The organism is Phocaeicola sp. ICN-14070, assembly GCF_037892625.1.
In the GTDB taxonomy this organism is placed as follows: Bacteria; Bacteroidota; Bacteroidia; order Bacteroidales; family Bacteroidaceae; genus Phocaeicola; species Phocaeicola plebeius.
In genome coordinates, this window is the sequence record NZ_JBBKBF010000012.1 from 49,281 (window position 1) to 69,882 (window position 20,602).

The 20,602-nt window shown below is 44.4% G+C and carries 15 protein-coding genes and 1 pseudogene; 8 read left to right on the forward strand and 8 right to left on the reverse strand.

Annotated features, from left to right (window positions below):
* Positions 1–32: 32 nt before the first annotated feature.
* From WKT20_RS05640 to WKT20_RS05675, 8 genes and pseudogenes are all read left to right on the forward strand, one after another.
* Positions 33–851 carry a FecR family protein gene (locus tag WKT20_RS05640; protein ID WP_117671296.1) on the forward strand — a complete coding sequence of 273 codons (819 nt, stop codon included), beginning with the start codon at positions 33–35 and terminating at the stop codon, positions 849–851.
* Positions 848–3,421, forward strand: a complete 2,574-nt coding sequence (locus WKT20_RS05645; protein ID WP_117671294.1) for a carboxypeptidase-like regulatory domain-containing protein — start codon at positions 848–850, stop codon at positions 3,419–3,421. The genes WKT20_RS05640 and WKT20_RS05645 overlap by 4 nt, the downstream gene beginning before the upstream one ends.
* Before the next feature lie 6 nt (positions 3,422–3,427).
* Positions 3,428–4,393 carry a DUF4249 domain-containing protein gene (locus WKT20_RS05650; RefSeq protein WP_340417007.1) on the forward strand — a complete coding sequence of 322 codons (966 nt, stop codon included), beginning with the start codon at positions 3,428–3,430 and terminating at the stop codon, positions 4,391–4,393.
* 34 nt (positions 4,394–4,427) lie between these two features.
* Positions 4,428–5,060, forward strand: coding sequence for a porin family protein (locus WKT20_RS05655; RefSeq protein WP_117702203.1), 633 nt, complete (start codon positions 4,428–4,430; stop codon positions 5,058–5,060).
* A 53-nt stretch (positions 5,061–5,113) separates the two neighbouring features.
* Positions 5,114–5,884: a hypothetical protein gene (locus WKT20_RS05660; RefSeq protein ID WP_117702202.1), complete on the forward strand. Its 771-nt coding sequence runs from the start codon at positions 5,114–5,116 to the stop codon at positions 5,882–5,884.
* Positions 5,885–6,235: 351 nt separating this feature from the next.
* Positions 6,236–7,453, forward strand: coding sequence for a transposase (locus tag WKT20_RS05665; protein ID WP_278454245.1), 1,218 nt, complete (start codon positions 6,236–6,238; stop codon positions 7,451–7,453).
* Positions 7,454–7,500: 47 nt separating this feature from the next.
* On the forward strand, positions 7,501–7,737 hold the full coding sequence (locus WKT20_RS05670; RefSeq protein ID WP_007749986.1) for a winged helix-turn-helix domain-containing protein: 237 nt from the start codon (positions 7,501–7,503) through the stop codon (positions 7,735–7,737).
* Positions 7,738–8,145: 408 nt separating this feature from the next.
* Positions 8,146–8,396, forward strand: a pseudogene (locus tag WKT20_RS05675) (hypothetical protein); the annotation flags it as partial.
* Between the two features lie 257 nt (positions 8,397–8,653).
* Here the strand turns inward: WKT20_RS05675 and WKT20_RS05680 are convergent.
* From WKT20_RS05680 to WKT20_RS05715, 8 genes are read right to left on the reverse strand one after another with little or no spacing between them, the layout of a single operon-like run.
* On the reverse strand, positions 8,654–9,121 hold the full coding sequence (locus WKT20_RS05680; protein ID WP_117703034.1) for a lipocalin-like domain-containing protein: 468 nt from the start codon (positions 9,119–9,121) through the stop codon (positions 8,654–8,656).
* Positions 9,122–9,137: 16 nt separating this feature from the next.
* Positions 9,138–9,941: a DUF1573 domain-containing protein gene (locus WKT20_RS05685; protein ID WP_117703033.1), complete on the reverse strand. Its 804-nt coding sequence runs from the start codon at positions 9,939–9,941 to the stop codon at positions 9,138–9,140.
* A gap of 18 nt (positions 9,942–9,959) precedes the next feature.
* Positions 9,960–12,014, reverse strand: a complete 2,055-nt coding sequence (locus WKT20_RS05690) for a S8 family peptidase (RefSeq protein ID WP_340417008.1) — start codon at positions 12,012–12,014, stop codon at positions 9,960–9,962.
* 15 nt (positions 12,015–12,029) lie between these two features.
* Entirely contained in the window at positions 12,030–13,790 is a 1,761-nt protein-coding gene (locus WKT20_RS05695) for a BACON domain-containing protein (protein ID WP_340417009.1), read from the reverse strand.
* 18 nt (positions 13,791–13,808) lie between these two features.
* Positions 13,809–16,472, reverse strand: a complete 2,664-nt coding sequence (locus WKT20_RS05700; RefSeq protein WP_340417010.1) for a DUF4458 domain-containing protein — start codon at positions 16,470–16,472, stop codon at positions 13,809–13,811.
* A gap of 29 nt (positions 16,473–16,501) precedes the next feature.
* Complete coding sequence (locus WKT20_RS05705) at positions 16,502–18,064, reverse strand: DUF5003 domain-containing protein (RefSeq protein ID WP_118166207.1); 1,563 nt, start codon at positions 18,062–18,064, stop codon at positions 16,502–16,504.
* Positions 18,065–18,094: 30 nt separating this feature from the next.
* On the reverse strand, positions 18,095–19,042 hold the full coding sequence (locus WKT20_RS05710) for a DUF4984 domain-containing protein (protein WP_340417011.1): 948 nt from the start codon (positions 19,040–19,042) through the stop codon (positions 18,095–18,097).
* Positions 19,043–19,078: 36 nt separating this feature from the next.
* Entirely contained in the window at positions 19,079–20,584 is a 1,506-nt protein-coding gene (locus WKT20_RS05715; protein WP_340417012.1) for a RagB/SusD family nutrient uptake outer membrane protein, read from the reverse strand.
* Positions 20,585–20,602 lie beyond the last annotated feature (18 nt).

The window sequence follows — 20,602 nt, forward strand, 5'->3', positions numbered from 1 at the left end:
TCATTCAGTCTTAGCTAAAAATACATTCAGTCATGAAAGATAAAGAAGAAAGAAAACTCCAGTTTGTCCTTCGGTATTACGAAGATGGGAAACTGGATACAAGAAAGGCCTTGAAGAAAATAACAGGGATAGCGCATCAAAATAAAGTAAGCGGATTTTGGGCTTGTTTTTCAGGAATCGCTGCGGCTATCCTTATCTGTGTGGTGAGCTATACCTTGTTAAGCCGGAAGGAGCATCATACCGTATTAATTACGGCAGATGCGATGGTGACAAGATATTTCCTGCCAGACAGCACGCTAGCTATACTTTCCAAAGGGGCGACTTTGGAATATGATGCCGATAAATATGGACAAGCTAACCGTGAAGTAAATATGTCGGGAAAAATCTATTTTAGTGTCCGAAGAAATGCGCTGTCTCCTTTTATTGCCACCACTGAATACGCTCAGGTGAAAGTACTTGGAACCGAGTTTGAAGTGGATGAATATAGAAAGGATACTGCTACTCGCGTGTATGTAAAGTCCGGTAAAGTTGTGTTTAAAGGAAGGTATGGAAAAAATGGAATTGTCTTTACAAAAGACATGTGTGGCATGCTGACACATGGCGATGAAATGCCTGTAGCGGTGCATGCTGTTTCTCCAAATCCTTCGGCTTGGGCTATAGGAAAATTCATTTACAGGAATACACCTATTGATGAGGTGCTGAAAGAGCTTTCTTTCTATTATGGCACACAACTGTATGCGTCGGAACATGAAAGGACAATTACCGGTGAATTCAAGACGGACGACTTAGGCGAAATCATCGCATTGATTGAAAAGACACTGGATATAAGAATAATACAGAAAGAGCGATGAAAAGAATCATATCCTTATTGTTTTTAGCTTTCTTGGTGGATGCTTCTTCCCTATATGCGCAGCATCGGGTTACCCTGGAAGACATGATGGGGCAGGTGAAACAGGTGTACCCTGTCAGCTTTGTGTATGATGCGTCTATCAGGCTTGATATTCCGTATACTGGCAAGAAACTTGGTATGGTCAGTCTGGAAAGTACCCTTGAAACCCTGTTTCATCATACGAATATCAAGTGGGAAATAGATGGCAGTCATGTCATCCTTAAAAAGCTGTTGACTTATACGTTAAGCGGATACGTCTATCAGGACAATGGAGAAACTGTGGTAAATGCAACCGTATGGGACATGACTTCGAATGTGGGTACGCTGACTAACGAGCACGGGTTTTATAGCCTTACGTTAAGTGAGGGAAGGCATAAAATCCGGTTTTCGCACATTGGCAGTGGAGAGCATCTGGAAAATGTTACGTTAGGCGGAAACAAATCAAAGAATATAACTCTGAAATCTGATTACCAGTTAAATGAAGTGGTGGTGACGGCTGATTTGAACTCGCCTCTTCATACCACTCAGACTGGAAAAGTCTCGCTTACAGCGAAGGACTTTGTAAATGGAAACAACTTTATGAGCTCGCCCGATGTGGTAAAGAAACTTCAAGGCTTGTCGGGAGTGGCCGGCGGGACGGAGCTTATCTCCGGGTTGTACGTACATGGTGGAAACAATGATGATAATTTGTTTCTTCTGGATGGTACTTCCTTGTATCAGGTGAATCATGCCGGAGGGTTGTTTTCAGCATTCAATACAGACATTATCAAGAATATAGATTTTTATAAAAGTGGTTTTCCTGCCCGTTATGGCGGACGGCTCTCTTCGGTGGTTGATGTGCGTACGAATGACGGCGACATGAAGGAATATCATGGCAGTTTTACGCTTGGACTTTTAGAGGGCAGGATACAGTTTGAAGGACCGATAGTGAAGGACCATACGTCGTTCAATGTCGCCATGCGCCGCACGTGGATGGACTTGCTTACCGCCCCGGCTATTGCCATTATGAATACCAGTCGCCGGAACAAGCAAAATGTGAGATATGCTTTTCATGACATCAATGCGAAAGTGACTCATGTATTCTCCGAAAAGAGTCGTGCGGATATCAGCCTTTATTCAGGGAATGACCTTTTTAAGTTCAGACATAAAGAATATCTGTTTGACCCAGAACCTACCAATATAGACAAGTTCAATCTGCAATGGGGTAATTTTACCGCATCTGCCAATTGGAAATACATTTTCTCGCACAACATGTTCGTCAATATTACAGGAGTTTATACTCATAATCGTTCTAGGTTCGATTATTTGAGTGAAGAACGCTTGGGATATATCGAAGGAACGAAGGGTGGAATTGTAAAAGAGCAGAACAATCATTCCACCATCAATGACTTCGGTTATCGGATGGAGTTTGATTATCGTCCAAACTCCTGGAATCACATCCGTTTTGGCTCCAATTATATACGCCATTTGTTTGTGCCCCAGAATTATTATTCGAAGTATGACAGTACATCGCAAGATGAGTTGATCGAGAAAGTGGATAGCCGGTACAAGAGCAATGAGTTTACGCTTTATGCAGAGGACGAGATGACGTTATGTAAAGGTGTGAAACTGAATGGAGGGCTGCATTACACGTTGTTTGGTATATCGGGTACGAAATATCATTCGATAGAACCACGTGCGGCAATCAATTTCAGGTTGTGTGATAAAGCCAGCCTGAAAGTCTCGTACACCGAAATGAGTCAGTTCATGCATCAGCTTTCGGCCACCTACTTGAATTTGCCGACTGACTATTGGGTGCCTTCCACAGCACGCATCACTCCCATGAAAGCACGTCAATACGCAGCGGGGGTATATACCCGATTGCCGTATAACATCCGGTGGAGTGTGGAAGGGTTTTATAAAACCATGGACAACCTGATAGAATATGATGGCAATAGTGGCATGCTTAATCCGATGGCAGACCGATGGGAGGAAGAGGTACGTACAGGGAAAGGAAAAGCTTACGGGATGGAAACTGACATCCGTTACAGTAACGGAAAGACTTCGGTCGATGCTTCCTATACACTTTCGTGGAGCAAGAGGTTTTTCCCTGACTTCCATTCTTCATGGTATCCGGATAAGTTTGACAACCGGCACCGGTTTTCTGTCAATATCGGGCATAAGTTTAATGAAAGAATTGACGTATACGTCTCATGGAATTATCATAGTGGGAATCGCATGACCATTCCGACACAGCAGGTAGATGCTCCCGTTATTCCGGGAGTAGAGAAGGCAAATGAAGGGATGATGATTTATGAGATGCCCAACAATGTTTCCCTTCCGGCCTATCATAGACTGGATTTGGGGATTAATTTCCGCAAAACCACGAAAAGAGGTTTCGAACGTATCTGGAATATCAGTTTGTATAATGCGTATTGCCGGATGAATCCGCTCTATGCTACTGTCCGGCAAAATCCGGACGGTACGTTTGTGGGAAAAGCTCATGGAGTGTTTCCTATCATACCCTCTTTCAGTTATACACTTAAATTTTAAATCCGTATGATATATCGACTTTTATTTATAGCCTTATTAATTTCTGTGCTACCATCTTGTACGCATGAGTTCAGTCTGAATGAGGTGGATGCCGAGCGCAAAATCGTTCTTTTCTGTATGCCTTCTACATTAGGCGATACGACACTGATACAGGTGGCACGAAGCAGGGTGATTCATAATCAGGGAACAAACACAGACAGCAAGCCTTTCCTTGTATTTAGGTTGAACGGAGAAGAGAAAGAGATTCACTACACGGAAGTTTCTACCGGTTTGCTTCCGGCTCAGTCGTATTATGTAGTGGGAAAACTAAAAGAAGACGACCTGATTAGTATGGAAGTGGCTTATCCTGATCTGCCAGTTGCCAAGTCGCAAACGGTGATACCGCAGGCGTTTCCACTGGATAAGTCGGAAGTTGTATTGACGGATGGGGAATACGGCAGGAAAATACAGTTCCGTATTGCTTTTACAGACTCTGCCGGAGCAGAGGATTATTATGGAATGAGAGTCATAAAAAAGACCAGCAAAGCGTTTTTACAACCTGAAAACTCAGATTCGGATACCATAAAATATACTTCTGTAGACCTTAATCTGGACAACGAACCTTTGTTTTCGGAAAAGACAGGATTTGATGACATTTTCGATATATCGAAAGAATATTACCGTAATCTGTATATCTGGGATGACAGTAAGATAAACGGGAAAAGTTATACGTTGAAGGTAGATACTTATTATGACGCCGGGTATGAGGATGAAGAACAGAAAGAAAACATTGAGTTTAAAATCTATTTGTACAAATTGTCGAAAGAAATGTACACTTACCTGAAGTCGCTCAATCGTATAAATAATAATGATTTGGGAGGATACGGGCTTGCTCCCATCCGTAGTCATTATACCAATGTGGAAAACGGCATCGGTCTTTTAGGAGGATGTAATGTGTATGAAAGTGAATGGATAAGCAATCCGAAAGAGTGAGAAGAATTTTATTTACAAACTAAAATATAGACTTATGAAGAAAGAATTTTTATTTACGCTGGTAATGGCGGTATCATTGTGCGTAGGTGTACAAGCACAGGAGTTCAGATATGGACTTTCAGGAGGGTATAACTATAATTCCACGAAAGAAAGTATTTCCAGATCTGGTTTTCATGCCGGACTGAAAGGGGAATATGCCTTTCGTGAGGCTGCAAAAGGGCTGTATGCAGATATGGGACTGATGATTTCCTCATACGGTTGGAAAAGTGTTCCTTATTATGTAATGAATGAGAGAACCTACGAATATGAAAGTACGCCTTATTATCTTCATATTCCCATCCACTTAGGCTATAAGTTGAAAGTCGGGAGAAATGTCAGTTTGTTTCTAGATGCCGGACCTTATTTTAATGTCGGTTTGTTTGGTCAAATGAAGCAAATTGCCAGTCTTCCGGGAGAACAGGATATTGTCACAGTGGCCTCACATAATATGTTTAAGGAGGGAGTGATGCCGCGCTTTGACTGGGGAGTAGGCTTTCGTGCCGGGTTAGAGATTGCCCGCCATGTACAGATTGCCATCGGATACGACTGGGGTATGACCAAAACTTATCAGCATAACCCCGATACCAAGTTCCGGACTTTTGTAGCTTCATTAACATATTATTTTTAGTCAGAATGAAAAATAAACTAACTTTGAGGTGATTGCTTTTTAATCTTTAAGTTATGAAATCGGTAGTGGCTTTTCTTATGCTTTTGGGACTATCCTGTATGCAGATTTTTGGACAAGAAAGTATCAAAAAAGATACGATAAAGCTTGGTACAGGGTTGAAAAAAGATGTGGGTGGGGAATTCTTGTTAATTGATTCATCCACGGATAGAGTGAAAATAAAAGACCATGAAGTAAATCAAGAAATACAGTCTGATTCACCCGTAGATTTTGATTTTAGGCAGGAAAGGTCTTTTTATATTCCAACCTATTATGTGAGTCCGTCTCCCATGTTTATGGGTGACTATAATGCATTCGGGCAGTTTTCTCCCTATTTTTATGGCAGGGGAATGCAGACTACCATTCCAGGCATCGGTCGGGTGAACCAGATGATGTTTATATACCAAAGGGAAATCAATGATTTCTTGGATATATATGCAGGAGTGAATGCGGCAAAATATACTTTTCCCTATAGTGTCGGTCAGTCGTTTGGTGTGTCAGGAGGCATGACGCTTCATCCGACAGATGATTTTCATCTTACCGTGTTTGGTGCTTATAGTCCGGATAATAGGTATAATCTCAACCGTACGTATTATGGAGCCACCATTGGTTACGATTTTACAAACCGTTTTGGAGTGGACGTTGGTGTACAAAGGTATTATGATGTGCGACAAGGATGGAAGACTGCACCGATGGTCGTTCCATCCTATAAATTTCGTAAGTTTAAACTAGGCATAGATGTGGGAGGCCTGTTTTATGAAGCAGTGAGAAGTGCAATTGAACGATAAGTGTCTTTTTATTCTTAATTAAACAATTATAGATTGCTGAAAGGATAATTTATGAGAAGGGTGGGGTGGAGTTTTGTGTATAATATCTACCTTTGAGGGCTATTCTTAAAAATAATATCTTATAATTGCAATACTTCGGTAAATTTTTACCGAAAGATTAAAAGTTAAACAATAGAACCGGCAAAAGCTGGTTCGAAAACACTAAAGAGGTCATTGAAATGTTGTCAAAACGAATGGTTAAGCATGAAGAAATGTGCTAAAAAAGGTGCTAACCTGCTGATAATAATGGAGGAAAGTATTGTATAATTCGTTGGTCTTTAGTAAATTAGAAGTCTCTGAACTCTTCTGATTATGACTAAAGAAACACTCCTTATGCAATACCAATCTGAGTGCCTGTCGGCTCTCAAATCAATTGCGAATATACACAAACCTTTTGAAAAGACCTTTATGGATGCAATGAAATTATTCATGGCCATTCCGGATCGTATAAACTTCCTCCAATTGGGCAGATATGGCTGTTTCTCAGAACAGACTTATCGTAACCTTTTTGAGCATGAAACTTTCGACTGGTTTGCGTTCAACGGCTCTATCATCAGCAAGCATCTCACAGGCAAAAGAAAAGCCATCGCCATGGATCCTTCCTGTATCCCCAAATCAGGCAAGAAGACACCTCGGATAGGTTACTTCTGGTCTGGTTGTGCAGGAGAATACAAGCGTGGATTGGAAATCATGGGCATCGGTGTCATAGACATCGACAACCATGAATGCATGACTTTAGGTTCCATTCAGACGCCGGATTGTAAAACCTTGGATAATATGGACAAGAACCTCGTTGACTGGTACAGCAGCTATCTTATCAGCAGAAAAGACAAGCTACAGAGCGTATCCAGAACGGTGGTTGCAGACGCATTCTTTTCCAAGGAAACTTTCATAACGCCTATGTGTGAGAACGATTTCCATGTCATCAGCCGCTTTCGGAATGACGTAATCCTGTACTATCCGACATTGGAACAGAAAACAGGAAAACGTGGCCATCCCAAGTGGTTTGACGGTAGGATTGACTTTGCCAATCTGGATTTGACCCGGTGCAAGGAATACGAGGTGAACAAAGGAAAACTATACGGATTGAGGGTATATGCAAAAGCTCTCAAAAGGTATGTTTCCTTAGCCATCTGGTATCCGATGGACGAGAGAACAGACAAGTGGCAACTTTATTTCTCTACAGACGATTCCATGGATGGACGCGAGGTGCTGGATTATTACAGAACCAGGTTCCAGTTGGAATTTTGCTTTAGAGATGGCAAGCAGCATGCAGGAATCACCAGCTGCCAGTCTACCGACTTCAGGAAATTGGATTTTCACTTCAATGCATCGCTTGCTGCTGTCAACTTGGCCAAAGCGGCATGTAAGAGGCTCGGAATAACCTATTCCATATCCTCCTGCAAGTCTTTCATACACAATGCTTATATGCTTGAACGATTTATTTGCGTGTTTGGGATTAGCCTAGACCCGCAAGTTATTGACAAACTTTTCAAAGAACTCATTTTATTTACTGCCAGAGCCGCTTAGGCGCGGCGATTTTTTAACGAACTATTGACTTTATAAAAAGGAAAATTATGAATAAGAGCATTATTGGCGAAAATGCTGGAATCTTATGGCGTTTCCTAAGTACAGACGCACATAAAAGATGGGAACTCACGGAAGTTAAAAAAGGTACTGGAATGGATGATATGGAACTGGCCAGCGCGATCGGATGGCTGGCACGTGAAGATAAAATTCAGTTTGAACTCCAGTACCCAAATGGGAAAGATAAAAAGGCATACGTATATCTTATGCTGAACGTGTATTTCTGAAAACAAGACCTCCGAGAGAATGAATTGTACCCCAAAAGTTAGACACTGAACTTTTGGGGCATTTCGGAGCATCTACGTCAAGAACTCCCCTCACAAATGCAACGTGCATGATTTGCCTCCCGTTGTATAATTGGCTTCTTTTCCTTTTCCTTCCCCTTCTATCTTCCTTCGGTATCACTTTCCCGTCTCTCTTCTCCGGCAATCCTTGTCGGTGAGATTTTCCCATGCAAAGGTACAGCGTCCGTCCGGTCGTCAAGTACCGCTGCGCTAACCGGGCCACGAATCAAACGGCAGCCTTCCGCAAATCAAAGATTTGGGTATTCCGTCAAATTCCCGGCTTATTTACTTGCCTTTGCCGTCCTTTTCCCGCTATTGGACCCGCATGTAAAATCAATCCCGAAAGGAAGCCGGAAAGAACCGTTCATTAAAAACGGATTCGGGACTAAATGGCTCGGGTGTATGGTAGATGCTTTGGGTAAAGACTGGAACGAAGTGAGTTGCCGGGGAGAATGGGCTAATCTTGAAATAAATGGTGACACCTTGCGGTTTACAACAGAAACGGCGTGGACACCTTGTAACGAAGTGCTTGACTTTGCATGTCAGTTTTTCCGTCACTCCACTACTATTATCAGGCGGAAGAACCGAGATGTGTCATTTATTGTTTCAAACAACTCATTACTAAAAAAGGGCTATATCTTCACAGACATGCCCTTTTTATGTTGTTAAACTTTAATTACTCCTCTCTTAAAATAGAAGAGACTATGAAATTTATTTTGAGAATTTTATATTGTCAAATGAGGTACCAAGACATCTTGAATATGGAAATAACCCTTTTCACATAGCTGTAGCAGGGATAATTTTTCAAGAAAAGAAGTTTTTGACACCCTCATTATTACTAGAGAATTTCGATACCTTCCTAAAAATCTCGGACTTCATTTTCTATTTCTTCAGGTACCCTATCGCAGCGTTCAAATTTTTGTATATCTGATGGGGTATCTTTTATAGTCCAAATCATGGAAGTGGCCAAAAGGTCGGTTACGATATAGGAATTAGCCCATTCACCATTGCCGAAATCATAGTCCCCACTAATGATATAGCCTAAATTCTTTTCTTTTTCAATCTCAAAACTACCCGTTTTGAGATTGGGATACATACTGTCAAACTTATCATACATTTTATAAGTCTTATCCTTACGGCTGAATGTAATGTAGCAGTAACTGCCTGCTTGCAGGGGGGCGCCGTTCCATTCCACTAATTTCCAAGTCCCATTCAGATTAGCAGCTGTAACGTCCAATGTGGACAGTACTTCTTCTTTATCATCGTCACAGCCTGCGAAACAGAAAAGCATCAAGAAAATCGTCATTATTCTGAATAAGGTTTTCATATCTTGTTTTTATTTTTTAGTTTTTAATAATTACTTCTATCGTTTTTTCCGAAGGTTTGCCTATCACACCATCTATAATGAGAGTAAGATGTTTCTCCTCAGTATGGAAGCTGGGCAACTTTGTCTTATCAAGTGTAATCACAAGATCACCTTCTTGTCCGGGAGCAAGTACCGCAGGTTCGGTATGGAATTTTAGGCATGAAGGTAGCAGTAACGCGCTCAGTTTGAGCGGATGGTCTCCACTATTGGCACATGCAATGCGTTCAATGGTGATCTTTCCTGCTTTGCTGAATGACACCTGCTTGCGGGTAAGTCGTAGATGTCCCATATTTTGAGGCAGGTGCTTCCATTCATCAGACGAACTTACATAGCCGCATAGTGACAATCGTGCCACAGGTGAAAAATCGGACAGATTGGTATATACCAATGCTTCTGCATCAACTGTACCCGGTCTGTTCTTGGGATGAAAAGTCAGGCTAATAATACTTTCCTCATTGGGTGCCAATGGCTTTTTGCTGAATCCGGCAACAGTACAACCGCACGTAGTGGTAACTTTGTTTAACGTAATGGTTTGCTGACTTACATTCTGAAAATGGAAGTATACGGTTTTAGGTTGACTTTTTTCATTTATGGTACCTACCGATAGACGGCACGTATCAAAATGAAGAAATTCCCCTGCTTGCTCCAACAAAACAGGATGTACCTTGGCTTCTATCTCTTCACGGGACATTAACCGCCATTCCTGCGCTTTTATTACAGGAATGGAACCGGTCAATCCGCCCACAAAGAGTGTCAGTATCATCAATTGTCGCTTCTTCATGTCTATTTAATCTCTCGATTATAACCAGCCACTGCCACCAGCATTTTTACGAACAGTAATCGTTATTGTCTGTGATTTACTGCCAGCTTGGATAGTCACAGTCGTACTACCGTCTGCAATGCCATTTATAGTTAGTATTGTCTTGTCTACACTTGTGGTTGCTATATTTTCATTGGCAACGGTACAACTGTAGTTCAGACTTTCTCCATCTATAAAATAACGGGCCAGATCAATGGATGTACTTTTTCCCGTTGCCAGATATACATTTGGTACAATCATGTCTGAACCGTGATTACCAATAGCCTTGAGCAATGCACCGGCGTCTACCAGTTTACCCATCTTTCCTTTGCGGTCGATGAGGTTCATCAGTGTGGGAGATGCTCCGAAGGTGGCGTGGTTGTAGTAATACAGTTTTTCCACTTTTCTGTCATATTCCTGATAGAACTCACTGTTGGCTGTTTGTATCATCAGCTCCTTGAATTCAGCTGCCTTGAAATGACGACGTTGTTTTACGGCATACGACAATCCCAGGGCAGCTACGCCTGATACGTGCGGGCAAGCCATGGATGTACCTTCCATATAGGTATAGGCAGGCTGGCCGTTTTTGATGCCGGTTGACAGAATCAATCCTTGTGTTTTCGTTTCCCAGTCGAAGTGGTCTTCTGCAGTACCCGGTGTGCCATAATAGTCACCGTCACCGCCGGGGGCACATAAGGTGATTTCAGTGCCATAGTTGGTATAGCTTGACGGAGTGTAATCCGCGGCAATGGCACTTACAGAGATACATTTGGAATATCCAGCCGGGAACGAAGAAGAAGGAGCATATTCGTTACCCGATGCGAAGATGGCCAGACCGCCGTCTATCACGCCGTTGGGCGAACCTGCGTTGTGGATGAAATAATCCAGTGCTTCTTTTTCCAATGGATATTGGTTTTCCCAGTCTTGTTCATTTTTCGGTCCGGGTACATATCCCAGTGCTTCGTTAGCATCGGGTGAGTTATAACCCCAGCTACATTGCAGGATAACCGCACCGTTGTCGGCAGCATATTTGATGGCTTTGGCTTCTGCTGCCAGGGTAGCTCCATACTGGCCGTCGAACAATTGGCAAGTCATGATCTTCACACCGCTGTTCTCGGTACCGTCGCCGCCGGCGATACCGCTTACACCTGTTCCGTTACCGTTTACTGCAGCGATGGTACCTGCTACGTGTGTGCCGTGACCGGTATCTTCTGCCGATGTCCAGCTGATAACGCCCGTGTTCTTTACGAAGTTATAACCATAGCGGTCGCCCTTGTAGCCGTTGCCGTCTTTGTCTTCCGTAGAACCGATTTCTTCCGATTCATTGGTCCACATGTTGGCTTTCAGGTCGGGGTGGCTCCACATTACGCCTTCATCGAGCACTGCTACAATGATAGAAGGGTCGCCCTTGCAGGATTTCCAAGCTTCTACGCAGTTCACATCGGAACCGGCAATGGCTTCGGCACGTTCTGTTACGAAGGCGTAGTTACCTTTGTTTTGGTAGTGCCATTGGTGTTTCAGACCCGGATCGTTGAATGTCAGTCCTTCATCAGTACGTGTCACGTATTGCAAGTCGTTAGCCGAAAGATACAGCGGTTTCTTTTTCGGGTCGTAGGCGCGCTGAATGGTGGGGTTGCTCTGAATCTTGGAGATTTCACCCAACTTTCTCAGCTGACGGGCAGCTTCCTTCAAGTCGGTGTTTTTATCAAAGCGTACGATGTACCACAGGTGCATACCGGCTTCACGGGTGCGAGCTTCTGTTTTCGGGTCTACCGGGAACACTCTTTCAAAGTGATAAGCACCCAGAATGCTGAGAACCTCGTCGGTAGAAGGAATACCCGAACGGGTAGATACCCCGCCAGCGCGTGTCAGCGTCTGGTCCAGGATATCACTCATTTCAGGGACGAACTTGATGAGCAGTTCGCCGTCTGCTGCTCCCATCGGGATTTCTATTTCAGGAACCTGTGAGGTGGCATTATCAGCCACCCAATCGTTGTCCTGGCAAGAAACCGCCGTCAGGGCGCATGCAAGTGCATAAATATATACTTTCTTCATAGGTTATTTCTTTTGTTATTCTGGTTTTATAATTTCATCGTCACCTGCTACTTCGTATTTTCCTTTGTAAAGCGGGTAAGCTTTGAAGTAGTATTCAAAGTTGGTCGGTGCGTTGCTGAATTGTACCGGTGCTCCCTTTGAGTCGCGACCCATTTCCTGTTGGTTAAAGATCAGTACTTCGGGGAACCAATCCAGCAGATGCGGATGATACAGTAACCATTTAGGCAGTTCACCGGTAAAGTAGTTCAGGTTCAGCGTCAGTCTCTTGGCATTCGGCAGAATCTTCGGGATATTCTTGTCTTTCAGGAAAGACAGGGTATCCTTGGGCAACTCGTTGCCTTCCCATACCGGAATTTCAGCTCTGCCTTCATAGGTAGGCAATGAACCTTCCAGGTAGTTGTACGACAATACCAGTTCTTCCAATGTATCCCACAAGAACAGTTGGTCGATTTCTCTCGGATCCTCGTTCATATTGATGTGGAAGCCCAGTTCTGTATCTTTGTTGTACTGAGTGTCCTTCAGGCTGCCCACTGTCCAGCGGCGGTTACCGTTCAGCATCAACTTTCTCAGTGCAGGGAAGTTCTCTTTGGTCAATACAGCCGGTACACCGGTAAAGTTGTTGGCACTCAAATCCAGTGATACCAATGTTTGGCCCAGCTTCTTGAAATCTTCCGGCAACGATACCAGACCGTAGCCGCCAATCTGCAAGTTCTTCAAGTATTTCAGTTCGCAGATATGGTTTTCCAGTGCAATGTTCAGCAACATGGTATTGGCATTACCGTATACTTGGAAAGTTTCCAGGTACTTCAGGTATTTTACTTCCTGCGGAAGTGATTCCTTGATAGTAACGGTACCGAAGTTTACGGAGCGTACGCGGCCTACTGCCTCAGGAGCGGGCAAATCCTTATCCGTCCGTTTCCACAAAGTTACATTTTCCCAATACATCATGTTTTCGCTGAAATTGAAAGCGATGTCCGACTGCAGACGTTCGTGGATAGTCTGGATAGCCAAAGAGTCACCGGCACGGTCGTCTGTAATTACGGGCGAAGCAGCCTGTGTTACTAGAATCGGAGTGATAGTTATCTCTTCGTCAGCTTCCAATCCCTCCTTCAAGGGTTCGAAGTTGATTTTAGCCTGACGCTCTATCCATTCCGGATTCATCTTCCATTCGAAGCGTACTTTGTATGTTTTCGGGCGGGCACTTTCCAGATTGAATACCGGTTCGTTTTTCTTTTCCACCCAAAGCCAGTCTTTCAGCTTGTTGTCTTCTTCCGGTTGGTCGGCTTTCGGCTGCTTTTCAGTAAGCCATTCATAGACAATCTTGAAAGGTACGTTGGCTGTGATAACAGCTTCGAAGTGACGTTTGTTATACAAGTCAGAAGCCTTCAGGTCAACTTTTGTTTCTTTTACATAAATCATTTTGCCATAACCCAGCTGTGTTACGGTAATCACCTGCGGAGTCTGACCTTTCGGCATGAAGCGAATTTCTGCTTCACGCACCTCGTTCTTCAGTGCCTCGTCGATGCTGATGACGCACTCTGTGTTGCCAAAACCGTTGGCTGGCGAGATGCTCAGCCACGGTTCGGATGATTTAGCCACCCATTCTCCTTCCGAGTTAACGGTGACTGTTTCTTTGCCTCCTTCTGCATTGGCAGCCACTTCAGTTGTACTCAGGCTGAAGCCGCTGATGGCAGCATTGTCGTCGTCGTCATCGCAAGCGGTGAATACGCCCAGACAGAAGACCAATCCTAATGCTATTTTAAGTAAATGTTTCATTTTCCTGGTTTATTCTAATTAATCCAACAACATATCGCAACCCTGAATGTTTTGCGTCTTGTCATAAATCAGCTGGTACTGGCCGGCTTGGATATATGGGCATACCATGCTCAAGTCGATAGAGATATTCGGATTGTCCTTGATCTCGAAGATACGGATAAACGGTGAAATCTTATCTTCAATCTTGCGCAAGTCGTTAGAACCGATGAAGAATGCCATCAAGCTGGGGCAAGTGTACAGTCCCGTAGGCCATTGGCTCAAGCAGCGGTTACCGTCGTCATCGCGTTGATGGCGGATACCGAATACGGTCAGGCTCTTACAGTTCAGCGGAGCTACCGGGAATTCTGCAAACTGATTGTAGCTAAACTCAATACCGTAGATGTACGGCATATTTTCCGGAACGAAATCCTCGAAAGGAATTTCTTTCAGCTTATTGAACTGGAAGTCCAAACTGGTCAGCAGGTGAGAGTTCTTACCTACCAGGTCACCTTCTTTGATGGTGGTCATTCCGTTAGCCTGCAGAATCAGGATACCCAGTGGCGAACCCTTCTTGATGAGAACTGCCGGGAATTTTTCCAGGTGGTTGTACGATAAATCCAGGTTATTGGTATTCACACCGCGGTGGTTGTCTCCGTTTTGCATACCGGTAATTTGGTTGTGTGCAAAACTGATAGAACCGATTACGTACTTAGACGCAGCGTTGAAGATGTCGGGCATTTCTGTCAGCTTGTTATACGTACAAGTAAATGCTTCCATGTCGTAGTATCCGCAGAAATAACCGTCTACAGCTTCGATTTCAGTAATTTGGTTGTAGTCCAGATATACCTTTGTCAGGTTGATTTCCTTACCGAACGCATTGGCCTTGGTGATGTAGTTATTGGTCAGGTCAATCAAGCCCAGTTTCACCATCTTCTTCAGTTTCTCGTATTCAGGCATGGCTTTCAGCTTGTTGTAGCCCAGGTACAGTACCTGAATCTTTTCACCACTCTTTCCTTCGATAAACTCTTCCCAGTTTTCCAGCAGCTTTTCGCCAGTAATGTTCTGGTTGCAAGCCACGTTCAGCATCTGCAGTTCAGGCAGTTCGGTCAACATGTTCATCGGCAGTGAAGTCAGATCCTTACAGTTATAGATTTCCATATCTGTCAGCATCTTGAAGTTGTTCCAGCTCCAGTCGCTTTCTTCTTCTTCAAACTGCTTGCGGTAAGCAGATTCCGGTCCGTCTACCAGATTTTCGCAGAAGTTATCTACCTTGATAGGAGAGTTGGCAATGAAGAAGTTTTCCAGTTGTGTACAACGCATCAATGCTTTAGAGATACCGGTAATCTCGTTGGTTAGGTTACCGAACTGTACGTCCTTCTTATCAATGCGGTTGCTCTTCTTGATAGGCTTGAAGTTCGGGTTAGCGTTGATACCGTCAATCAGAATCTGTGAAAGGTTCTCGCGGATATCTTTATAGAGGAACTTCTGTTCGTAGTCCATACGGATTCTCTTCCGTTGTTCCGGTGTCATGAATGCACCTACGCCTTCGAACAAGTGTCCGCCGATGAGTTCATCGTGAGCACCCAGGTTCAAGATGCGCAGTTCAGTCAGCTGTCCGATAGCATCGGGCACCACACCTCTGGCACCGAAGCCCGAGATGACGAGTGAAGCCACACGGCCGTTTTCCAGCAACTGTACGCCCGGCTGGTCACCCCACATGTCAATTTCCTTGTCGAAATTCCAGTTACATCCCATCGGAGCAGCCTCGCCGTGGTATTTCCAGTTCGGACCATCCAATGCTTCCCAAATAGCTTTCAGTGCTATGTAGTCTTTGAGGTATTCAGCAGTGGCACTCAACTGGATGGGCACTTTAGCTTCTGTTACTTGGTTATCTTTCACGAAGAAAGTTTCCGAAGCAGGCACCTTTGCAATTTCCAGCAGTCTGCTTGTTTCGCATTTCTTATCAGAATAGGTTTCGTAAGCGCTGATCTGGTAGCTGCCAGCCTTCAGCCAAGCTGTGGTATCGCAGATGGCATAGCCGTCTTTCAGATTTTCTACATACTTCACAGATACCTTCTTGATGGTATCCAGTTCTTGTGTGAAGAGGTTTTTTACGATGATGTTCACCCCTTTGATGTTAGAGAACGGATAATCTTCGTAGCCGCTACCTGCACGAGAAGCAGCTTCTGCTTTCGGCAATCCGTGCTTAATCAGCTTGAAGTTTACCATACCGCGAGCCACAGCGTCTGCAAAGAGGTCTTGTACCTTCAGACCGCCGGCTACTACATCAAATTTATAGTCGCCTGGAGTTCCTGCATAAATCTGTTCATCCAGCTTATCGTACAGATAAAAACCAATCAGTTTATAATTACCTGCCAGCAGTTCCAGTTTGTCACTGCGCAGACCAAATTCAGCGTTTTCAGCATTGTAGCTGTTGAGCATCAAGGTTTGTTCAATGGTGTTTCCATCATACAACATCACCACCTTGATTTTCTTGGCATCACTCAGCTTGTCCAGCATGTCGGTGCCTCTTGTCTCAGCTCCCTTGGCAGCCGATGCGCTCTTGTAGATTTTGAACTGCACGTAGCCGAAGGCTGTCTGCTGCAATTCATCGTCGTCATCGTCGCAACCGGTGAATACCGTTGTCATCAGCAGCAAACCGATGACAAAGGGGATGAAGTGGAATAATTTATTTATTTTCATTCGATTTTAATTCAATTGCGTAATTATGTTTATTTCTTAATTACAAGTACAATCTTGTTTTGTTGATTTTGTATGAATCTAATATGAATGTCTTCTTCCAATGGTAGAGAATCGCCAATCCATATATTTAGTTTACCATCTTCTGTTATCTCGCAGAGATCAGTAACATCCTTATTTCCCATCCATGCCATGTGTTCCCAGGCACCAGATAAATTGGGCTTGATGAAGAAAGATGTAACGTCTTTAGACTCAACGGAATAGATTTTATCAGTACCATAGTCGCTGACGATGCCTTCTTCTGTGACCTTAGTCACTTCGATTTTCTTGTTTTGATTGTCCGTTACTTCCAGCATCTCTGCGTCTTGTGAACTGCTCATATCTTTTTGTACGAAGTTCATCAGCAGATTATTTTCTGTATATTCATATTTCAGCTGTTGCGTGGAAGTTTCCAGGTTCATTTCGAACAACCCGTTGTCACCGAATGGATCTTCTGCTATTTTATCATAGAGTGCTTTCGGGAATACGAACACGTATCCGGTGCGTTCTTCTTCGCTTTCATCTACCGTAACACGCACTTTACCATTTTCGTACTTAGTAACATGCATCCAGTTTACATTATCTTCCGGATATACGCTGAGGCGGTACATCGTCATGCCATACTCTTGGTATTCTTCTACGAAAATCGGTTCGAACTCATCATCCTTTGCAGTGATAGTAAACTCCACGAATTTGCGATATTCACTGATGGTTTCTTCTGTTCCAGAGATACCTGAGTTTGTCTGATAGTAGGTCTTACCATCTTTAGCTACTGTCCAGTTCCATTGTTTCGGTCCTTCGTAGCTCATAGCTTCGGGGTTCATACCCTTGTAGTCTACAGCATACGTAAATACGCTCTTACCTTCTTCATCCTGGAAGTTGAGGTTGCCTTTCTGAGCATATTTGCTGAAGTCGGGGCGGTTTTCGATTACCTTGATACCGAACAATACAGCCTGATTAGTAGTACCAACGATAGAGCCGCCTTCGATAGACAGCCATTCCGGACGGTTGGTAGCTGCAAAGCGGAAGTTAGCTTCAGCTTTGTATTGGATGAAGTTGTCGTAGCCGGCTTCGATACCTTCTTCAGCAGAAACTTCTACCCAAGCATCGCCTTCGCCTTTCTTATAGAGTTTGAACGTACGTCCGGCAGCGTTGCGAGTCACCTCGGCCAATACAGCTTCCTGTCCGTTCATGCGGATGATGATAGAAGCTACAGTAGCCTGATCGTATTCCTGACCTTCTTCAGAGATACCGATAGTTACGGTCTGCTTGCCTGCTTTACCTGAGATAGCGTATTCTTTTACACCTTCTGCAGCCTTGGCAGCCGGAGTTTCTTCAGTAATGAAGTAGCACCAAGTGCTGGAAGAAGTCAAGGTCCAGTCGGCCACTGCATCAAATGTCAAGCTCTTTGTTTCGTTTACAGCACCGCCAATTGTTTGCTTTTCAGGGAAAGTAACGTTTACCACGTCGTTATCGTCATCATCGCATGCTGTTACGGCGAAAGCCATCAACAGACTGATGAAGAACCATCCCAACGTAAATTTGTTCTTTTTCATCTTATTCTAATTTTTTTTGTTTCTTGTAAATTATTTCTTTTCAAAGTCTGTTTTTACAGATTCAGATACCAGCATGCTGCCTTCCAGATAAAGTCTCTTGGCTTCGTCTGCGCTTACCCATTCAATGGCGCTGGCAAAGGTACCTACTACGTTGTTTCCTGCCATGCCCGGTACATACAGCGTGAAGTACTGGAAGATGAATTTTTCGCAGGCACTGTAGTAAGATAAGCCGCTCTTAGGCTGATACAGGTGGATGTAACCATCGCCGTAGTTGGTACCGAAAGCTTCGGCCGTAGAGGCAAAAACCTGTTCGTCCATCTCAATCAGCGGATTCAGAATATCGTTTGTCGTGAAGCGGATTTTCACGTCGTAGCCGTCGTAGAAGAAATCCTTCATGATGATGGTATTTTCTTCTTCCGTATCGATCACTGTCTTAACCAGTCGGCTGTCTACGTTGGCCATGAATTCCTGCATGTAGGTAGAAGTCAGTACGGCATAACCGTTGAACAGGTTGATGTCGAACGGACAGCACTTTTGCAGCACTACTTTTGCCTCGTAGTTGTTATCATACATATTCCATTGGTTCTCTTTCTCTGTGAGCAGGCGCAGAGTCAGTCCCAGTGAGTCGGTTACTGCGATGGCATCGTAGTTACCGCGGATGCGCACGTTGGCAGAGCGTTCACCAGCCTTGATAGTGATGGTGTTTGATTCAATGGTATAGTGCTTGCCCTCGATGGCATTGCTTTTCTTCTCTATTACCTCCACAGCTATGGTGCGGTCATAGTCACAGGCTTGGGTGGCAGCTACGGGGATGTCGAAGACCTCCTCGTTATTTTGCACCGCCAGCACTGTCAGCGTATCCGAGAACAGGACATAATTGGGACCGTCGTAGGTCTGGCGATCTGCGTCCCCGCAGCTGCTTGTGGCAAACAGCAGCACGGCCAGCATGGCCATCAGTCCGTAGTTTATCTTTCTCATTGTTATACTTATGCTTTATTATTAATGAAGTTATTCTTATTTGTTGCTTTCATTGGGCTGAATCTCGCTGCCCGGTGAATCCAATTCATGTTTCGGGATGGGCCATACGAAGCGCACGTCGTCTGCTTCGATTTTCAGCGAGCTACCGTTAGCCAATGACTGTTGCTGAGGTTTGCGTTCGAAGCCTTTGTGCCAGCGTTTCAAGTCTTGCAGACGGAAACCTTCCATATAGAGTTCGCGTACACGTTCTTCTTCGATAATATCCAGCCAGTTTTGTTTGGTCACCGAGATGGCACCGTTGCCGCCTTGGAAGCGAGCCTTGCGCAGGTCGCTAAGGTCTTTGCTGGCACCGCCCATGTTGTCTTGGTTGGCACGAGCTTCGGCACGAATCAAGTACTGCTCCGACAGACGGAATACTTTCGGCATACATACATGGAGCATGTTCTGAGCCATGAATTGTTCGTTACCGAAGTATTTAGCTACCAGCGGCCACTCCAATCCGTGCGGATAACCTGTACGCTGACTTACGAAGTTGGCCTGGAAGCGCAGGTCTTGTTCGGTATACAAGTTCAGTACCCAAGAAGCCGGTACATAGTCGGGCTTGAAGCTCTGGAAGTCGTAGTTGAAGAAAATCTGACCCAATGCACCTCCGGAACTGCTTACCGTCATACCTACTTTCCAGATGATTTCAGTACTTTCGTCGTTCGACCACATGTACTGGTAGGCATTCTGGTTACTGGTAATCATCTGGTTTACGTTCGACAGGCGGTAGTGATTGCTTTCAATCACCTTCGTTGCATACTTCTCGGCATCTTTCCAATTCTGCATGTACAGAGCTACGCGAGCGCGCAGTGCATATACGGTGAATTCGCAGAAATACGGAGTGCTGTAGAGCTGGCCGTTGAAATCTTCTTCCAGTTTCAGGTAGTAGGCAGCTCTGTCCAGATCGTCCAATACAAACTGGTAAGAAGCTTCCAGCGAAGAGCGGCGGGTAGGTTCATCACCGTCGTAGTGAGATTTCAGTACCACACCCAGTTCATCGGCAGCCGTAGCGGGGTCGTAAGCCTTGCAGAACAGCTTGATGAGTTCTGAATAAGCCAATGCACGGGCAAAGTAGGCTTCGCCGCAATACTGGTCCAGACGGTCCAGGTCTTCATCGTTGGTGGTGTTCTGGCGTACGCGGTCCACGTTGTCCAACATGAAGTTACAGCGAGTAATTACATTGTACAGTCCGGCATATACCGATTCGTATTCAGGTTCGGTAGAAAGAATGTTCCAGCGCCAGGTGTTACCAAATTGGTTGGAGTAGCCGTTTACCGCATAAGCCAAGTCTGCCTGAATATCGGGCAGCAGGGTGAGGTAACCGCTGTACAACGCTCCGTTCAGCCAGGAAGAATAGATACCGATAACGGCCTGGTCTACTTCATCCACGGTGGTGATGGCCTGGTCAGACGGCACCATGTCATCCGGATACTTGTCCAGACAAGAGGTGGTGCTGAATGCCACAGCGGCCATGAGCAGATAGGTTTTTATATTTTTCATTTTCATTGATATCGTTAG